A 17,340-nucleotide genomic window follows, 5' to 3' on the forward strand; every position below is an offset into this window, starting at 1 on the left:
CTCGCGGCGCCACCCTCAGGTTTCGTTTCCGTGCGACTCTATGAACTCCTTGAATTTCTTCAGGTCCGCCTTCACCTGCATCGCGTCAACTTGAAGCGCGGCTCCGGCCTTCTCCATGACGGTTTCGGGCGCCCATTCGAAATGTACCTTCACGTGCGTGTGGTCGGCGTCCAGCGGCGAAAACCTGATGATGCCGGCGTGCGACTTGCCGTCAATACTGCGCCAAGCAATCCGATCATCGGGTTCCTGGTCGACTATTTCCGTATCGAATTCCCGCTCCACACCCCCTACCTTGGTGACCCAATGGTTGGTGGTGTCGCTCAGCTGGGTTACGGATTCCACACCGGGCATGAACCGGGGAAACGACTCAAACTGCGTCCACTGCTTGTAAGCCGTATGGACGGGAACGGCCACGTCAATCGCTTCTTCAACCTTTTGCATCTTTCCTCCTCGCTCGGACTTGCGTGAGCCGGCCGCAGGGATGGCCAATGGGGCCGTCCCTCCGGAAAGCCAGCCACTCTTGAACGTTAAGCCAGCTGATTATCCGCGTCTAGGCCTGCCACAACCGCGGGCATAGTTGCCTCCTTAGGTCCGGGAGCGCCCGCGGCGTGCGACGGCGTCGATCGTCACGGCCGCGACGAGAACCAGCGCCGTGACAACGTACTTGGCCGGTGCGCTGTAGCCCTGCAGGCCCATGCCGTTATCGATCGTAGCGATCACCAGCCCGCCCAGGACCCCGTGCAGCACCTTGCCGCGCCCGCCGAAGAGGCTGGTCCCGCCGATTACCGCGGCCGCCACGGCGTAAAGCACCAGCGTGCCGCCGTCGTACGACGTCGAGACGGAACGGAGCCGTGACGCGTAGACGATTCCGCCGATTCCTGCGGTGAAGGAAGCGAGAATGAAGGCGAGAGTGCGGATGCGCGCAAGGTTTACGCCTCCCCGCCGTGCGGCCTCGGCGTTGCCGCCAATGGCGTAGACATAGCGGCCGAACCGGGTACGCCCGAGCAGCAACGTCCAGACGGCGAGGACTCCGAGCACCACGAGAAGCACCCACGGCACGCCGCTGATTTCAACCAGGGTTCCCCGGTCCGTATTGCAGAGCCAGACGATGGCCACACCGGCGGCGAGCACCGCCGCGATCTTCAGCGCGCTCACGCTGGCGGGCGGCGCGACGAGTCCGGTATTGCGCCGGCGGGCGTCCCGCAGCCACGTCCATGTGCTGAACGCTCCGACGACGACGAGCATGAGGATCCAGCTGGTGACGGGGCTGAGGTTGCCGCTCGCGATGTTGTTGATGACGGTGTCGTTGATAGGCACCACGCCGCCGCTGCCGAGGATGATGAGCATCACGCCAAGCCAGCCGAGCTGGCCGCCAAGAGTTACGACGAACGACGGCAGTCCGAGCCGGGTGATGATCGTCCCGTGGAGCAGTCCGATCCCGGCACAGCTCAGCAGGCCGACGGCGATCGCCGCCCACCATGGCCAACCGGTCGACTCCTGGACGAGTTCGGCCATGATGACGCCGCCCACCCCGCCGACGTAGCCGATGGACAGATCGATCTCGCCGAGCAGGAGCACGAAGACCTGTCCCATCGCCAACAGCATGAAAACCGAACCCTGGATAAGCAGGTTCACCATGTTGCCGGGAGTCAGGAAGTTCGGGTTCAGCGATTGGAACAGTACCGAGATCAGCAACAGGCCCGCGAGAACCGGCAGCACTCCGCTCTCGCCGCCCCGGACCCGCGCGAACGCCGCGCGGAAATATTCGGGGAGCGAAGTCGCGGTGATGTCCGGGTTCAACGCCAATGCGGCCTTCCGCTTGGCGGCTGCCGTGGTCGGTTCGTCCTGGAGCACGGCTGCCGCGGAGGGGAGGGGCCCTTTGCCGGCGGTGAGCGGGCGCTTCGACGGCGGCGGTGCGAGTTCCGGCTTTGCCCGATCGGAGAACCCTGTGGTCATCAGGTCGACCACTATCTGCCGGTCCATTTCCGTGACGGGTCTGATTGCCACGAGCTGCCCGAGCCTGAGCACGGCGATGCGGTCTGCGACCTCGAACACGTCGTTCATGTTGTGCGAGACGACGATGACGGCAACGCCACGGTCGGCGAGCTGGCGGATCAGATGAAGGACGACCTCCGTCTGGGCGACGCCGAGGGCCGCGGTGGGCTCGTCCATGATGACGAGCTTCGAGTTCCACAGCACCGACTTCGCGATCGCCACGGACTGGCGTTGCCCGCCGGACAGTGAGGCGACGGGCTGCCGGATGGAACGCACGGTGGTCACGGCCAGGCTCGCGAGCGTCTCCCGGGCCGCGATCTCCATGCTCTCCTCGTCGAGGAGAAAACGGCGCATGCGTTCGCGGCCGAGGAACAGGTTCTGCACGATGTCGAGGTTGTCGCACAGTGCCAGGTCCTGGTAGACGGTCTCGATGCCGAGCGCCGCGGCTTCGTGCGGCGAGTTCAACCGTACGGGCTGGTTTTCCCAAAACAGCTGCCCGTCGTCGGGGGTGTGAATGCCGGCGACGCATTTGATCAATACCGATTTGCCCGCGCCGTTGTCGCCGGCAAGCGCAGTCACCTTGCCGATCGGCACCTCAAGGGTGATGTCGACCAGTGCCTGCACCGGCCCGAAGTTCTTGTCGATGCCCTCCAGCCGAAGCAGGGGCCCGACGTCGGCGGGGTCCGGGGTTGCCAACTCACTCATCGTTCGGACTACTGGATACCTGCCGCGGTGCACGCGTCCTTCACCTGTGAGATGCACAGCGAAGAACTCGTCACGGCACCGTCCTTGACGACCGTGTCCGCCATGTTCTTCGTGGTCACCCACAGCGGGGTCAGCAGGACCGATGCGACGTCGGCCTTCGCGGTGTCGTCTGTGGTCTTGCCGTTTACCAACGTTGACGGAACGGTCACGCCCGCCCGCAGGTAGAGAGCTGCCGCGGCGGCCGCCTGGGCCTCAAAGTAGATCGGCTTGTACACCGTTCCGCACTGGTACCCCTTCAGGATGTTCTGCAGGCCGGACAAGGACGCATCCTGGCCCGTCGTCGGGAAGGTCTTGGCGGGAATTTGCTTGCTCTGCAGGTAGGCGATCACGGCGTTGGCGTTGTCGTCGTTAGGCGTGACCACTGCGTTGATGTTCGGGTGGGCGGTGTACTGCTGGGCGAACGTCGTCTGCGCTACCGACGGCGTCCAGGTGCCCGCCGGCTCTCCTACGTTGACGTATTCGCCATTGTCGAAGTGCGGCTTGAGTACGCCGTGGTAGCCTTCTGCGAACAGTTTCGCGTTGTTGTCGGTCGGGTCACCATCCATGACCAGGATGTTTGGTTTGGTGACTTTCCAGTCTGCGATGCACGTGACCTCGCCTTGGCCGATCAACTGACCAACCTTGACGTTGTCGAAGCTGACATAGGTGCGATCCTTTGCCCCGCCTTTGACGAGCCGGTCATAGTCGATCACTTTGACGCCGCGCGCGCTGGCGGCCGCCTCGATGGCTGCGCCCGAACCGGAGTCGAGGGCGTCGACAAGCAGCACGGATGCGCCGGCCGTGATATCAGCCTCGGCCTGCGTCTGCATCGTGCTTGCGCTGCCCTGCGCATTGTCGATCTTGAACTTGGAGGAATCGAGTCCAGCGGCTTCGAATGCCTTCTTGAGGTACGGGGCATCGAACGTGACGTATCGCGCCGAAGTGGTGGTGTCCGGCAGCAGCACGCCCACCATGCCCTTTCCTTGTGAAGCGAGTGACGTGAGCTGTTTCATCGCCGAGAAATCCGCCGTGAACGCATCCGCAGATATCTGCGGTACCGCTCCTCCGGAACTCGCGGCGCTCGACGGCGACGACGATGTGCCCGTGCTCGAGCATGCGGCGAGTGCCGTGATAGCGAGGGTTGCAATGAAGGCGGTTCCGGCGCCTCGTGCCGGGACCTTCATGTTTAACATTTCTTTCCTTCTGTTGGTTGCGACTGCAGGCGACCTGGCGGGGTCGGGCCGGAACCTGGGCGTTGGCGGCGGACGCAGGTCCACGCCGGAGGCCACGGCGGTTCGCACCAACGGACGTCGATGAGTCAGCACTGGGCTGACTGCGACGTTACGACCAGCGACTCGATATCACGGGGTCCTCTCCGGACGGACGTCCCGGCGACGCCGGGCGCGTTCGTCGATGTTGCTCTATGACTACGTTGTAGACCGGAAGTCTGCTCTTAGCAAGGCTTCATACGCCGCAGGATTCGACGACGGCGGTCCATTACAGCACGCGTATGTCGGGAAGTAGCTGCGTGCGGATTTTGTTACACCAATACCGGAGTACTTGCTCGGTGCCCCGGAATGCAGTCCACATCACAGAGGTGGGTTCAATGAAGAAATGGACGCGATGGCAGGATTGGGTCACGGTTGTCGCCGGTCTCTATGCTGCTTTATCGGTCATCTGGACCACGGCCGCCGGCTCGTCGGCTGCCTTGATGGTCGTATTCGGCGCTTTGCTGATCGTTAGTGGTGTCATCAATCTGGCCATGCCCGGAACGCCGGTCATGGAGTGGGTGCAGGCGGCCTTCGGTGCCTTGCTGTTCCTTTCTCCGTGGCTAGGCTCGTACTCCATGCAAGCCGGAGTCGCCTGGACATCGTGGATCGCTGGCCTGGTGGCACTCGTCGTCACCGCGATGGCGATCAAGCCCAGCACCGAGGAACATCGGCATCACATGGTCAGCCCTTCGCACTGAAGTGTTGAACGCGATGTGTTGAAACGCTGAACAGCGGAATACCGACCGGCGGGCCGTCATCGGACCCGCCGATCGCCGTTTTTTGCTCCGGCCTGCCCGTCTGTGATGGGGGACATCCGCAGTTCAGACCTTCAGGACGGCAGCTCCGGTAACACGGCTACCGGCCAAATCCCGGAGCGCCCGATCGGCCTGGGCCAACGGATACACCGTCGTGGTGGGAGCCAGCGGAATTTCCGCGGCCAGGGACCAGAACTCTTCGCCGTCTGCCCGGGTGTTGGCGGTGACACTGCGGAGCTGCCGCTCATAGAAGAGATCGGCAGAATAGTTCAAGGGCGGTATGTCACTCAGGTGGATGCCGGCAATGGCGAGGGTACCGCCCCGGTCCAATGCCTTGAGGGCGACAGGGACGAGGTCCCCGACCGGGGCAAAAAGTATCGCCGAGTCGAGGGGGCTGGGCGGGGAATCATACGCGTCGCCGACAAACACGGCGCCCAGCTCGCGCGCCAGTGCACGGGCCGACTCCGAACGGGTCATCACGTAGACCTGCGCTCCTTGGTGGCGCGCCATCTGCGCCGTGAGATGGGCGGATCCTCCGAAACCATAGATGCCCAGCCGGCCACCCTCCGGAACAGCGGCCCGTTTGAGCGCCCGGTACCCGATGATGCCGGAGCACAAAAGAGGGGCCGCCTGTTCGTCCGAAAACCGGGGCGGGATGGCATAGGCAAAATCCTCGGACACCGTGAGTTGTTCGGCATAGCCACCGTCCCTGTCCCAACCCGTGAAGACGGGGGAGAGGCAAAGGTTCTCGTCGCCGCGGCGGCAAAATCCGCAGCTCCCGCAGGTTCCACCCAGCCATGCCACTCCGACCCTGTCACCGCGCCGGAACCGCACGCACCCTTCGCCCGTCTCGCTGACTACTCCTACTGCCTCGTGGCCGGGGACAACATTCGGCCTCCGAGGGGCGAGGTCGCCCTCTGCCAGATGCAGATCCGTGCGGCAGACACCACAGGTCCGGACTCTGACCAGGAGCTCACGCACTCCTGGTTGAGGATCGGGGCGTTCGCCCCAAACAAGTGGCCCGGATTCAATCGGAGCTGGTTCCCGGACCCACCACGCACGCACGACTGTTCACTCCTTTGGGTTCAGGCCAGCCCTCCTATATGGATTCTCTCGCCGTTCCCGCGGGCCCGCCACAGTCCACCCATCCCGCAAGAAGCCACGGGTTCTGACCACGGCCTCAGGGAGTGAGCAGGACCTTGATGGAGCGCCGTTCGTCCATGGCGCGGTAGGCCTCGGGGGCTTCCTCGAGCGGCATCACGGTGTCGAAGACCCTGCCCGGATTGATCTTGTCGTCGAGCACGTCCGCGAGCAGTTCGGGGATGTACGTGCGCGCAGGCGCCATTCCGCCGGCAATCGAGATGTTCGTGTCGAACAAGTAGCGCAACGGGGCTTCGGCTCCGCCTGTCGGGACACCGACAAAGCCGAGGGCGCCGCCCGGGCGGACACTGTGTAGTGCCTGTTCCATGGATTCCTTGGTCCCGACGCACTCCAGCACGGAGTCGGCCAAAACGCCGCCCAGCAACTCGCGGACCTTGGCTACGCCGTCCTCGCCGCGTTCTGCGACGATGTCCGTTGCGCCGAACTCGAGGGCAATCGCCTGGCGGTCGGCGTGCCGGGACATCGCGATGATTCGTTCGGCTCCGAGCCGCTTTGCTGCGAGCACGCCGCAGAGCCCTACTGCGCCGTCGCCTACGACGACGACCGTCCTGCCGGGGCCGACCTTCGCCGCGATGGCGGCGTGGTGGCCGGTGGCCATCACATCGGAGAGCGTCAGCAAGCTCGCGCGGAGGGCGTCGTCGGGCTCCGTGACGCCGGGAACTTTGACGAGCGTAGACTCGGCGAGGGGTACCCGGACGGCCTGGCCCTGGCCGCCGTCGATCGCGTGACCGCTGTCATCCTTGCCGCCCCAGCCTGCCAAGTGGTCGCAGGCCACTGTGACGCCAGCGAGGCACTGCGGGCATTTTCCGCAGCTGACCACGAACGGAGCGATCACGAAATCGCCGGGCGCCAGGGTGGTGACGTCGTTGCCGACGCTCTCCACGGTACCGATGAATTCATGTCCGATGGCCGAAGGCTTGTGGGTGGCCTTGACACCGCGGTACGGCCACAGGTCGGATCCGCAGACGCAGGAGGCCGTGACTTTGACAACGACGTCGGTGGGCAGCTGGACCGTGGGGTAGTTACGGTCTTCAACACGGATGTCGCCTGGACCGTGGATGATGGTGGCGCGCATGGGGCTCCTCAAATGGTGGTTGTTGGGCTTGGATCGAGTCTATCCCCGGCACGCCTGTGGTCCTGTACTGACCGGCAGCCCAGCCTGCGAGTCACAGCGGGTCCCGTTCGCCGCATGGCCTCCATGTCGAGCACAATAGCCCCATGACAAATACCAGCGGGCGCTTGCCACGGCTTGAAGACGTAGCGGAACTGGCGGGAGTCTCGCACCAGACCGTCTCCCGGGTGATCAACGATCACCCCAACGTCAGTAAAGGCACCCGGGAGCGCGTCGAGGCGGCGATCGCCGAGCTGGGCTACCGGCGCAACACGGCCGCGCGGAGCCTCGTGACCCGCCGTTCCCAGACCATCGGCGTCCTGGCGAGCGAGCTGGCACAATACGGCCCGGCGAACACCTTGCTCGGCGTGGAACAAGCGGCGAGGGATGCCGGCTATTTCGTCAGCATCGCAGCCTTGAGGACGGTCAATCGCGAGTCGATCCTTGATGCGGTCCGGCATTTCCTGGATCAGTCCGTGGACGGGATCGTGGTGATCGTGCCGCATTCGGAAACCCTGCTCGCGTTGGCGGAAGTGAACCCCGGGGTTCCCGTGGTGGCCGTGGGGTCGCTGGGCGGCGCCTCCGTCGGCGGTGCCATGGTGGACCAAAGGCGGGGCGCGGAATTGGCCGTCAGGCATCTGGTGGATCAAGGGCATCGCCGGATCGGGCACGTGGCCGGCCCTCAGGACTGGATCGACGGCGTGGCCCGGTCCGAAGGGTGGAGCGCGGCGTTGCAGGCCGCGGGCCTTGAGGACGACCTGCTGGTGGTGGGGGACTGGAGTGCCGGCAGCGGCTATGACATCGGCAAGAAGCTTGCCGATGAAAGGACTGCCACCGCACTTTTCGTGGGAAATGACCAGATGGCATTGGGCCTGCTGCGTGCGTTCAACGAGGCCGGTGTCCGGGTGCCCGAGGATGTTTCGGTGGTGGGTTTCGATGACCAGCCCGAATCGGGCTATTTCACGCCACCGTTGACCACGGTGCGCCAGGACTTCGAGGAACTCGGCCGGCGCTGCATGGATCTCATGCTGAGCGGCATCGAGAACGGGGAAAGCGTCGGCACCACCGTGGTGGAGCCCGAGTTGGTAGTGCGCCAAAGCACGTCCGCCCCCGCCTGATCGCTTTCTGTTCATGTGGGCTGGACGGCTTGACGGATACATTGTTAGCGCTCACAATTGATTCTGTCCGCAAGGCTGCGGACTGGTTATTGGAGGACTTCATGGACGTCACAGCGGACGGCAACGAACATTACGTCATCGGCGTGGACTACGGCACGCTTTCGGGCAGGGCCGTGGTGGTGCGGGTCAGGGACGGCAAAGAACTGGGAAGCGGCGTGTTTGAGTACCCGCATGCCGTCATCACGGAGGCCTTGCCGGCCGATCTGGCGGGCGCGCCTGCCGGACCAGCTGTCCGCCTTCCGGGCGAATGGGCGCTGCAGGTGCCGCAAGACTACCGCGACGTGTTGCGTCACGCGGTTCCGGCCGCGGTACGCGAAGCGGGGATCGATCCTGCCTCCGTCGTCGGGATTGCCACGGACTTCACGGCATGCACGATGGTGCCGGTGAAGGCCGACGGCACTCCGCTGAACGAGCTACCCGGCTTCGCCAACCGGCCGCATGCGTATGTGAAGTTGTGGCGCCACCACGCGGCCCAGGGCCAGGCGGACCGCATCAACGCGCTGGCCGCCGAGCGGGGCGAATCGTGGTTGCCGCGCTACGGCGGGCTCATTTCATCTGAGTGGGAGTTCGCCAAAGGCCTCCAACTCCTGGAGGAGGACCCGGAAGCGTATGCGGCGATCGACCACTGGGTGGAAGCCGCTGACTGGATCGTCTGGCAGCTGTGCGGAAACTATGTGCGGAATGCGTGCACCGCGGGGTACAAGGGCATCTACCAGGACGGCGCCTACCCGTCCGGGGAATTCCTCGGGGCCCTGAACCCGGCGTTCACGGACTTCGTGTCCAGCAAGCTCGAACACACCATCGGCCGCCTGGGTGATGCGGCCGGTTACCTGACGGCCGAAGCCGCCGCCTGGACCGGCCTGCGCGAGGGCATCGCCGTCGCGGTCGGGAATGTGGACGCCCACGTCACCGCGCCTGCGGCGCGGGCCGTGCAGCCGGGACAGCTCGTCGCGATCATGGGCACCTCCACGTGCCACGTCATGAACGCCGACGTCCTTCGCGAGGTGCCGGGCATGTGCGGAGTGGTCGACGGCGGGATCGTGGACGGTCTTTGGGGTTACGAAGCCGGCCAGTCCGGGGTGGGCGACATCTTCGGCTGGTTCACCAAGTACGGAGTCCCGCCCGAATACCATGCAGCCGCCGAAGCAGCAGGGCTGGGCATCCACGAATACCTCACCGAACTCGCCTCCACCCAGGAGATCGGTGAACACGGACTCATCGCCCTGGACTGGCACTCGGGGAACCGGTCCGTCCTGGTGGACCACGAACTGTCCGGAGTGATCGTGGGCCAGACCCTCGCAACGCGCCCGGAGGACATCTACCGGGCCCTGCTGGAGGCCACGGCCTTCGGCACCCGCACCATCGTGGACGCCTTCCGCGACTCCGGAGTGCCGGTGAAGGAGTTCATCGTTGCCGGGGGGCTCCTGAAGAACAAGCTCCTGATGCAGATCTACGCCGACATCACGGGGCTGCCGCTTTCCACGATCGGCTCCACCCAGGGTCCCGCGTTGGGTTCGGCGATCCACGCCGCCGTCGCCGCGGGGGAGTACCCGGACATCCGGGAGGCCGCGGCCGCAATGGGATCCGAGCCGGGCGCCGTCTACACGCCGATCCCTGAAAACGTAGCCGCCTACGAGGAGCTGTTCCTCGAATACCGGACCCTGCACGACTACTTCGGCAGGGGAGCCAACGAGGTCATGCACAGGCTCAAGAAGATCCAGCGGAACAGCGCGTCGCTGCTTGCCGCGATCCCCGCGGGGGCCTCGGCATGAGCGCCCTGCTGGAGACAATTGCCCGGATCCGGGCCGAAGTGTGCGCGCTGCACGCCGAACTCACCCGCTACGAGCTTGTCGTCTGGACTGCAGGCAATGTCTCGGCCCGCGTCCCGGGGTATGACTTGATGGTTATCAAACCGTCAGGGGTGTCCTACGATGCGCTGACCCCGGAGCTCATGGTGGTCACGGACCTGGACGGCACACCGGTTTGCGGTATCAACACCGGGAGCGGCGGCACGGTCGCGTGGGGCAATCCGGACCTCTCGCCGTCGTCAGACACTGCCGCGCACGCCTACGTGTACCGGCACATGCCCGACGTCGGCGGCGTGGTGCACACGCATTCCACCTACGCGACGGCCTGGGCCGCGCGCGGGGAACCGATCCCGTGCGTGCTGACCATGATGGGCGACGAATTCGGCGGCACCATCCCGGTGGGCCCGTTCGCGCTGATCGGGGACGACTCGATCGGCCGCGGCATCGTGGACACGCTCCGCGCCTCCCATTCACCAGCCGTCCTGATGCAGAACCACGGCCCGTTCACCATCGGCAAGGACGCCCGCTCCGCCGTCAAGGCCGCCGTGATGTGCGAGGAAGTGGCCCGCACGGTCCACATTTCCCGGCAGCTCGGCGAGCCGCTGCCCATCGACGCCGGCCAGATCGAGTCCCTCTACAGCCGCTACCAGAACGTCTACGGCCGCTAACGCGCCCCGCCCCCAAACTTTCAAGGAGAAACCCATGCCCATAGCCCACAACACCTCCCTAGAACACTACGAAGTCTGGTTCCTCACCGGCAGCCAGCACCTCTATGGCGAGGACGTCCTCAAGCAGGTCGCTGCGCAGTCCCAGGAGATCGCCGCCGCCCTGAACGCGTCTTCCGCTGTTCCGGTCAAGCTGGTCGGGAAGCCCGTGCTGACGGATGCTGACGCGATCCGCCGCACCGCGCTCGAGGCGAACGCGGACGATTCCGTGATCGGCGTGACCGCTTGGATGCACACCTTCAGCCCGGCCAAGATGTGGATCCAGGGACTGGACCTGCTCCGCAAACCCCTCCTGCACCTGCACACCCAGGCGAACGTGGCCCTGCCCTGGGCCGACATCGACTTCGACTTCATGAACCTGAACCAGGCAGCGCACGGCGACCGCGAATTCGGGTACATCCAGTCCCGCCTCGGCGTGCCGCGGAAGACCGTCGTCGGGCACGTCTCCAACCCCGAGGTCACCCGCCAGGTGGGCGCCTGGCAGCGCGCTTCCGCCGGCTGGGCCGCCGTGCGCACCCTGAAGCTGACCCGCTTCGGTGACAACATGCGCAACGTCGCCGTCACCGAAGGGGACAAGACCGAAGCCGAGCTCCGCTTCGGCGTCTCGGTCAACACCTGGTCCGTCAACGAACTCGCCGACGCCGTCCACGGCGCGCCGGAGTCCGATGTCGACGCCCTCGTCGCCGAATACGAGCGCCTCTACGAGGTGACACCGGAACTGCGAGCCGGCGGTGCCCGGCACGAGTCGCTGCGCTACAGCGCCCGCATCGAGCTCGGTCTCCGGTCCTTCCTGGAGGCGAACGGCTCCGCCGCGTTCACGACGTCGTTCGAGGACCTGGGCGCGCTGCGCCAGCTTCCCGGGATGGCCGTGCAGCGGCTGATGGCCGACGGCTACGGCTTCGGCGCCGAGGGCGACTGGAAGACCGCGATCCTGGTCCGGGCCGCCAAGGTCATGGGCGCCGGCCTGCCCGGCGGCGCTTCCCTCATGGAGGACTACACCTACCACCTGACCCCGGGACAGGAGAAGATCCTCGGCGCGCACATGCTCGAAGTCTGCCCCTCCCTGACTGCCACCAAGCCGCGGGTGGAAATCCACCCGCTGGGCATCGGCGGCAAGGAAGACCCCGTCCGCATGGTCTTCGACACCGACGCCGGGCCGGGCGTCGTCGTCGCGCTCTCGGACATGCGCGACCGCTTCCGCCTCGTGGCGAACGCCGTCGACGTCGTCGCCCTCGACGAACCGCTGCCGAACCTGCCAGTCGCCCGTGCGCTCTGGGAGCCCAAGCCCGACTTCGCCACCTCCGCCGCCGCGTGGCTCACCGCAGGCGCCGCGCACCACACCGTCCTTTCCACGCAAGTGGGCATGGACGTGTTTGAAGACTTCGCCGAAATCGCCCGGACCGAACTGCTCACCATCGACGAAGGCACCACCATCAAGCAGTTCAAGAAGGAACTGGCCTGGAACGCCGCCTACTACAAACTCGCCGGTGGACTGTGAACGGCGAGGAATTCCGGCTGGTCTCAGGGGACTACGCCGCCTCGATCGTCCAGCGAAGCGGTGCCCTGCGGCAGCTGACTTTCCGGGGTCGGGACCTGGTGGTCCCGTTCCCTTCCGGCGAACCGATCCCGGACTACCGGGGAATCATTGCCGCGCCCTGGCCCAACCGGATCGCGGATGGAAGCTACCGCCACGACAGCGCCGTCCTGCATCTTCCGCTCAACGAGCCCGCGAGGCGGACCGCACTGCACGGACTCGTCTTCGACCAGCTCTGGACCCTTCAAGCCGGCAGCGCCGATACACTCAGCCTGGGCTACGAACTTGCGGCCAGCGCCGGGTACCCATTCCGGCTCTCGCTGCAAGTGGACTATCGGCTGGATGGCGACGGACTGCACACCACGGTGACGGCCCGAAACCTCGGTGAACGGACAGCGCCTTACGGTGTGTGCCCGCACCCCTATTTGCTGGCAGGACCCGCCCCGCTGGACGACTGGACTCTCGAACTTCCCGCCGAATCCTTCATGGAGGTCACCGCGGACAGGCTGCTACCCCTGGGCACACGCGCCGTGGCCGGCCACGAATTCGACTTCCGCACACCGCGCACCATCGGCGCGACGGAAATCGATCACGCCTTTACGGACATCGCGTTCGACGACGACGGGACCGCCCGCATGGTAGTCCGCGACCCCTCTGGAACGGGTGTCGGCATGTCGTGGGACCGGAACAGCCCCTGGCTACAGGTCCACACCGCGGACAAGCCCACCCCCTTGCCTAACCGGCTCGGGCTCGCCGTGGAACCCATGACCTGCCCACCGGATGCCTTCAACAGCGGCCAGGACCTGGCCCGGCTGGAAGCAGGCTCGGTGCACGAGGCACAGTGGACCATATTCGCTGCGTGACCACAGGAGCGCTCGAATCGACCAAGGCCCGATGGTCACTGGCATAACCCAGCCGAGTCAGCATCGTCGAAAGAACTGAGCACATATAGAAAGGCCCTCCAATGTTCAACGCCACCGAATGCATCGAAATCCAAGTGAAGAGCCGGCACGCCCTCGACGGTCGGCTCGAGGCCGCGGTGAAGGACCTTCAGGAAACCGCCATGCGATCAAGGACCTGCGGGATACTCATCACGCGTCATCAGCCTGGTCACTATACGGCCGAACTCTCCGGCCAGGTTCCTTTCGGAATCACCCGTGAACTTTGTCGCTGAACACATGCTTGGGGAAATCAACCACTGGCCACCGCTGGTGGGGCACACCATCGAACTGTTCCGAGACGGCACGCGTGTCCGCATCGCTGAAGTGGAAGATGCCACGGCAGATTCTTCGGTTATGTGGCTGCGCTTCGACGGGATCCACGGCAGGCAACTCATCACGCGTGGCGACGGCTACGATGTCCGCGTCATCGACTGAGTAGATCTCGGGGGCCGCTTACGGTTCGCGTGACACAGGAGAAGCCCGGGCTATCGGCGATGGCCGTTAGCCCGGGCTTCTTCGATTTATTCGTGGAATTTCTCCCGCGCCTCACGCTGTTGCCGCTCAAGCTTGGCTTCCGCTTCGGTCCGTCGCTGGCCGATGATGCGCATCTGGTGAGTGGTCGGGTGTTCGTATTCGTCAACGAAGGTGCCCTTTTCCCTGGGAAGGTTAGTGCCGGCAGCCGGGGATACAAACTTTTGGTCTTCGTTTTCGCTCATATCAAAATCGTCCCACCGGGCGGAGACCGGCAAAAGAGGATCGGTCCGCGGTGATGCAAATAGAAGCGACATCCCGGTCTTCGGACCGGGATGTCGCTTGGCTTCTGTCCAATTGAACAAAGTCAGCCGAGGTGCAGCGCCGTCCAAGAGACGGGAGGCAGGGTGATTTCGACGACGCCGTTGCGCACCACGGCAGTCTTGTTCGGGTGCAGTCCTACGCGGTTCGGATCGTCGAGCGTGTTCTTGGCGTATACGTCCGCGTCCGAGAGCGTCTGCGCGTCCACAACGATCGCGCTGTCAAGGGCCACAAGATCTATGGTTACGGTTGCCTCCTCGCTCCGTGATCGGTTGACCAGGAAGACCGACGTCGTAGCCGCGTCCGCGTCGTAGGTCGCGACGGCGTCGATGAGCGGGACGGTGCCGTAGGCGTCCGTGCTGTACGTATCCGCTTCCAGCCTCACATCCAAGGCGACTCCCTTGGCCAGTTTGGATGTCAACGCGAACGGGAAAAATGTGGTCTGTTTCCACGCCGGGCCGCCGGGTTCGGTCATGATGGGAGCGATCACGTTGACAAGCTGCGCCAGGGAAGCGGACGTGACACGATCGGCGTGCTTGAGCAGTGAAATCAGCAGGTTGCCGAAGACGACGGCGTCGGCCACGGAATACGTGTCCTCAAGCAGCCGTGGCGCCTTGGGCCAGTTGTCCATCCCTTCGATTTTGTCCACGTTATGGAACCGTTCGAGATACCACACATTCCATTCGTCGAAGGAAATGTTGATGGTCTTAGTGCTTCCATTGACAGCCTTGACGTGGTCCGCCGTCGCCACCACGGATTCAATGAAGTGGTCCATGTCGGTCGCGGAGGCAAGGAACGAATCCAGGTCTCCGTTCTTCTCTTCGTAGTAGGCGTGGCAGGAAATGTAATCGACGTCGTCGTAGGAGTGGGTCAGTACTATGCGCTCCCACTCTCCGAAGGTGGGCATGTGGGCGCTGGATGAGCCACAGACCACGAGTTCAACGGAAGGGTCCAGCTGGCGCATTGCCTTCGCGGTCTGCGATGCGATTTTGCCGTAGTCGTCAGCGGAGCGATGGCCCAACTGCCACGGGCCGTCCATTTCGTTGCCGAGGCACCACATTTTGATGCCGAAAGGCTCCGCCCGGCCATGGGCGGCCCGGCGGTCTGACAGCTCCGTCCCGGAGCGGATGTTGGAGTACTCCAACAGCTCCAAGGCTTCCAGCGTGCCGCGGGTGCCGAGGTTGACGGCTAGCATGAGTTCGCTGCCCACCTTCTCCAGCCACGTGCTGAACTCGTGCATGCCGATCTCGTTGGTTTCGGTGGAGTGCCAAGCGAGGTCGAGGCGGCGAGGACGCTGTTCCTTGGGTCCAACGCTGTCCTCCCAGCGGAACCCGGAGACGAAGTTGCCGCCGGGGTAGCGGATGGTGGAGACACCGAGTTCTTTGACGAGCTCGATCACATCGGTGCGGAAGCCGTCGGCGTCGGCGCTGGGGTGTCCGGGTTCGTAGATGCCGTCGTAGACACAGCGTCCAAGGTGTTCAACAAACGAACCGAAGAGGCGGGGATTGACGGTGCCCACTGCGAATTGTGGGTCGATGGTAAGGCGTGCGGAAACCATTGTCTGCTTTCAGTGAGAGGAGCGGGGAGAGAAAGGGTGCTTTGAGGGCCTATTTGAGGCTGCCGAGTGACAGGCCGCCCTGCCAGTACTTCTGCAGGGTGAGGAATGCCACCACGAGGGGAATGATGGAAATGAACGAACCGACCACGATCAGGCTCCAGAGTGAGTGGCCACCCCCGTTGTTGGACGAAGCCAGCTGCTCCCAGAGCCCGATGCCCACGGTGAGCGGATAGAGCCTCTCAGTGGACAACATGGCCAAGGGCAGGAAGTAGTTGTTCCACGTCCCCACGACGGAAAGCAGCAGGACAGTCACCAGCGCCGGCCGAAGCAGGGGCAAGGAGACTTGGAAAAACGTGCGCAGTTCACCGGCTCCGTCCACTCTGGCCGCGTCGAGCAACTCATCAGGCACCGCTTCTGCGGTGTATACCCGCATCAGGTAGACACCGAAGGGGCTAAGCAGCGACGGCAGGATGACCGCCCACACGGTATCGGTCAGTTTGAGGTTGGACATCAGGATGAATGTAGGGATGACCAGCGCCGTCATGGGGACCATCACGGCACCGAGCAGTAATGCGAACGTAAGGTTCCGTCCCCGGAACTTGTACTTGGCGAAGCCGTAACCGGCCAGGACCGAGATTGCGGTCGCTCCCAAGCCGCCGCTGACAGCGTAGAGTAGCGAATTGCCCAGCCACTGTACGTATTCCCCGCCGTTGTAGGCGAAAAGGTCCTGGATGTTCGCGATGAGGTTGAAATTCTTGTCGAACCACATAGCGCCGGAAGAGCCGGCGAAAAGTCCTTGGGCGTCTTTCGTGCTGGCGACGAACAGCCACCAAATGGGAGCCAGGAAATACAGGACCAGGACGCCCAGAAAGACATGAGCCACCACGTTGCGGCGACGGGGCCGCGACAGCCGGGTTGCGGCCGGGAGATTTGTTGTTAGTGCGCTCATGAGAGGTTGCTCCCTTTCTTACGGGTAGCGAACATGAAGACATACACCGCGATGAAGACGACGATGCCGAGGGAGAAGGATATGGCCGAGGCGTAGTTGAACTGGGCGTATCCGAAGGCCAAATTGAACGCGTAGATGTTCGGGGTGAAATCCGGAGTGATGCTGCCATTGGCTACCGGCCCGAGGATTTGCGGCTCGGAGAAGAACTGCAGCGTCCCGATCAGCGCAAAGATAAGAATGAGCACCAGTGCCGAAGAAACCAGGGGTATTTTGATGCGAAAAGCAACTTGCCTTTCGGAGGCGCCGTCAATCTTGGCGGCCTCGTAGAGCGTCGGATCAATTCCCTGCAATGCCGCGTAAATGATGATCATGTAATAGCCGGCCCACTGCCACGTCACAACGTTGAGCAAGCCATAGAAGACGTTGTCCTGACTGAGCAGGAAGGGCGCCGACGCGTGAAACAGGGAGAACAACTGCTCCAGGGGACCGAATGTCGGACTGTAGAGAAACCCCCACATCAGGGCGCCGATCACCGCGGGCACTGCGTACGGCAGGAAGATCATGAGCCGGGAGAACCTGGCGAGCCGTGTGGTGAGGTGGTCGAGCACGAGGGCGGCCGCCAGGGAGACGGCCATCTGGACCGGAATGAGGACCAAGGAGAAGCGCACCACGAACCAGACGCCCTTGAGGAACTGCGGATCCGAGAAAGCGTGGAGATAGTTCTCCAAACCGCTGAACCGCGTACCTGTCGCCAGGCCCTTGGTGAACAGGCTGAGGTAGAGGGCGTAAGCAAGCGGAGCCAGAAGGAACGCCACGAA

The 17,340-nt window shown here is 64.1% G+C and carries 17 protein-coding genes; 8 read left to right on the forward strand and 9 right to left on the reverse strand.

The features are described 5' to 3' along the window. Positions 1-15 precede the first annotated feature (15 nt). From ACFVTG_RS00470 to ACFVTG_RS00480, 3 genes are all read right to left on the reverse strand, one after another. Entirely contained in the window at positions 16-441 is a 426-nt protein-coding gene (locus tag ACFVTG_RS00470; protein ID WP_390277153.1) for an SRPBCC family protein, read from the reverse strand. A 144-nt stretch (positions 442-585) separates the two neighbouring features. Further along, positions 586-2,700, reverse strand: coding sequence for an ATP-binding cassette domain-containing protein (locus tag ACFVTG_RS00475; protein WP_390277155.1), 2,115 nt, complete (start codon positions 2,698-2,700; stop codon positions 586-588). A gap of 8 nt (positions 2,701-2,708) precedes the next feature. Beyond that, on the reverse strand, positions 2,709-3,932 hold the full coding sequence (locus ACFVTG_RS00480; RefSeq protein WP_390277157.1) for a sugar ABC transporter substrate-binding protein: 1,224 nt from the start codon (positions 3,930-3,932) through the stop codon (positions 2,709-2,711). A 413-nt stretch (positions 3,933-4,345) separates the two neighbouring features. Here ACFVTG_RS00480 and ACFVTG_RS00485 point away from each other — a divergent pair, with 413 nt between their 5' ends. After that, the gene (locus tag ACFVTG_RS00485) at positions 4,346-4,708 is read left to right on the forward strand and encodes an SPW repeat protein (RefSeq protein WP_059389950.1); all 363 of its coding nucleotides are present in this window, start codon (positions 4,346-4,348) and stop codon (positions 4,706-4,708) included. A 123-nt stretch (positions 4,709-4,831) separates the two neighbouring features. Here ACFVTG_RS00485 and ACFVTG_RS00490 read toward each other — a convergent pair whose 3' ends face one another. Further along, positions 4,832-5,830 carry a zinc-dependent alcohol dehydrogenase family protein gene (locus ACFVTG_RS00490; RefSeq protein WP_390277159.1) on the reverse strand — a complete coding sequence of 333 codons (999 nt, stop codon included), beginning with the start codon at positions 5,828-5,830 and terminating at the stop codon, positions 4,832-4,834. Positions 5,831-5,945: 115 nt separating this feature from the next. Next, entirely contained in the window at positions 5,946-7,001 is a 1,056-nt protein-coding gene (locus ACFVTG_RS00495) for a zinc-dependent alcohol dehydrogenase family protein (protein ID WP_390277161.1), read from the reverse strand. Between the two features lie 143 nt (positions 7,002-7,144). On the opposite strand from ACFVTG_RS00495, the gene ACFVTG_RS00500 reads away from it, so the two are divergent. The 7 genes from ACFVTG_RS00500 (at position 7,145) to ACFVTG_RS00530 (ending at position 13,658) form a co-directional block, all read left to right on the forward strand. Then, complete coding sequence (locus ACFVTG_RS00500) at positions 7,145-8,155, forward strand: LacI family DNA-binding transcriptional regulator (protein WP_390277163.1); 1,011 nt, start codon at positions 7,145-7,147, stop codon at positions 8,153-8,155. A gap of 101 nt (positions 8,156-8,256) precedes the next feature. Beyond that, entirely contained in the window at positions 8,257-9,987 is a 1,731-nt protein-coding gene (gene araB / locus ACFVTG_RS00505) for a ribulokinase (RefSeq protein ID WP_390277165.1), read from the forward strand. Continuing rightward, positions 9,984-10,691 (forward strand): L-ribulose-5-phosphate 4-epimerase, encoded by a 708-nt coding sequence (locus tag ACFVTG_RS00510; RefSeq protein ID WP_390277167.1) that lies wholly within the window; start codon positions 9,984-9,986, stop codon positions 10,689-10,691. Before araB ends, ACFVTG_RS00510 begins: the two co-directional genes overlap by 4 nt. A 34-nt stretch (positions 10,692-10,725) precedes the next feature. Next, positions 10,726-12,246 (forward strand): L-arabinose isomerase, encoded by a 1,521-nt coding sequence (gene araA, locus ACFVTG_RS00515; protein WP_390277170.1) that lies wholly within the window; start codon positions 10,726-10,728, stop codon positions 12,244-12,246. Beyond that, positions 12,243-13,145 carry an aldose 1-epimerase family protein gene (locus ACFVTG_RS00520; protein WP_390277173.1) on the forward strand — a complete coding sequence of 301 codons (903 nt, stop codon included), beginning with the start codon at positions 12,243-12,245 and terminating at the stop codon, positions 13,143-13,145. The genes araA and ACFVTG_RS00520 overlap by 4 nt, the downstream gene beginning before the upstream one ends. 101 nt (positions 13,146-13,246) lie before the next feature. Continuing rightward, on the forward strand, positions 13,247-13,456 hold the full coding sequence (locus ACFVTG_RS00525; RefSeq protein WP_390277175.1) for a hypothetical protein: 210 nt from the start codon (positions 13,247-13,249) through the stop codon (positions 13,454-13,456). After that, complete coding sequence (locus tag ACFVTG_RS00530; RefSeq protein ID WP_390277176.1) at positions 13,440-13,658, forward strand: hypothetical protein; 219 nt, start codon at positions 13,440-13,442, stop codon at positions 13,656-13,658. Before ACFVTG_RS00525 ends, ACFVTG_RS00530 begins: the two co-directional genes overlap by 17 nt. Positions 13,659-13,744: 86 nt before the next feature. Here ACFVTG_RS00530 and ACFVTG_RS00535 read toward each other — a convergent pair whose 3' ends face one another. From ACFVTG_RS00535 to ACFVTG_RS00550, 4 genes are all read right to left on the reverse strand, one after another. Then, the gene (locus tag ACFVTG_RS00535) at positions 13,745-13,939 is read right to left on the reverse strand and encodes a hypothetical protein (RefSeq protein ID WP_390277178.1); all 195 of its coding nucleotides are present in this window, start codon (positions 13,937-13,939) and stop codon (positions 13,745-13,747) included. Between the two features lie 122 nt (positions 13,940-14,061). Beyond that, entirely contained in the window at positions 14,062-15,573 is a 1,512-nt protein-coding gene (locus ACFVTG_RS00540; protein WP_390277181.1) for an alpha-N-arabinofuranosidase, read from the reverse strand. Between the two features lie 49 nt (positions 15,574-15,622). Beyond that, complete coding sequence (locus ACFVTG_RS00545) at positions 15,623-16,522, reverse strand: carbohydrate ABC transporter permease (protein ID WP_390277183.1); 900 nt, start codon at positions 16,520-16,522, stop codon at positions 15,623-15,625. Beyond that, on the reverse strand, positions 16,519-17,337 hold the full coding sequence (locus ACFVTG_RS00550) for a carbohydrate ABC transporter permease (RefSeq protein ID WP_390277185.1): 819 nt from the start codon (positions 17,335-17,337) through the stop codon (positions 16,519-16,521). Before ACFVTG_RS00550 ends, ACFVTG_RS00545 begins: the two co-directional genes overlap by 4 nt. Positions 17,338-17,340 lie beyond the last annotated feature (3 nt).

Source organism: Arthrobacter sp. NPDC058127 (genome assembly GCF_042884555.1).
GTDB lineage: Bacteria > Actinomycetota > Actinomycetes > Actinomycetales > Micrococcaceae > Arthrobacter.

Coding starts and splice junctions, on each gene's coding strand:
- ACFVTG_RS00470 (WP_390277153.1), bottom strand. CDS start 441: ATGCAAAAGGTTGAAGAAGCGATTGACGTGGCCGTTCCCGTCCATACG.
- ACFVTG_RS00475 (WP_390277155.1), bottom strand. CDS start 2,700: ATGAGTGAGTTGGCAACCCCGGACCCCGCCGACGTCGGGCCCCTGCTT.
- ACFVTG_RS00480 (WP_390277157.1), bottom strand. CDS start 3,932: ATGTTAAACATGAAGGTCCCGGCACGAGGCGCCGGAACCGCCTTCATT.
- ACFVTG_RS00485 (WP_059389950.1), top strand. CDS start 4,346: ATGAAGAAATGGACGCGATGGCAGGATTGGGTCACGGTTGTCGCCGGT.
- ACFVTG_RS00495 (WP_390277161.1), bottom strand. CDS start 7,001: ATGCGCGCCACCATCATCCACGGTCCAGGCGACATCCGTGTTGAAGAC.
- ACFVTG_RS00500 (WP_390277163.1), top strand. CDS start 7,145: ATGACAAATACCAGCGGGCGCTTGCCACGGCTTGAAGACGTAGCGGAA.
- araB (WP_390277165.1), top strand. CDS start 8,257: ATGGACGTCACAGCGGACGGCAACGAACATTACGTCATCGGCGTGGAC.
- ACFVTG_RS00510 (WP_390277167.1), top strand. CDS start 9,984: ATGAGCGCCCTGCTGGAGACAATTGCCCGGATCCGGGCCGAAGTGTGC.
- araA (WP_390277170.1), top strand. CDS start 10,726: ATGCCCATAGCCCACAACACCTCCCTAGAACACTACGAAGTCTGGTTC.
- ACFVTG_RS00525 (WP_390277175.1), top strand. CDS start 13,247: ATGTTCAACGCCACCGAATGCATCGAAATCCAAGTGAAGAGCCGGCAC.
- ACFVTG_RS00535 (WP_390277178.1), bottom strand. CDS start 13,939: ATGAGCGAAAACGAAGACCAAAAGTTTGTATCCCCGGCTGCCGGCACT.
- ACFVTG_RS00540 (WP_390277181.1), bottom strand. CDS start 15,573: ATGGTTTCCGCACGCCTTACCATCGACCCACAATTCGCAGTGGGCACC.
- ACFVTG_RS00545 (WP_390277183.1), bottom strand. CDS start 16,522: ATGAGCGCACTAACAACAAATCTCCCGGCCGCAACCCGGCTGTCGCGG.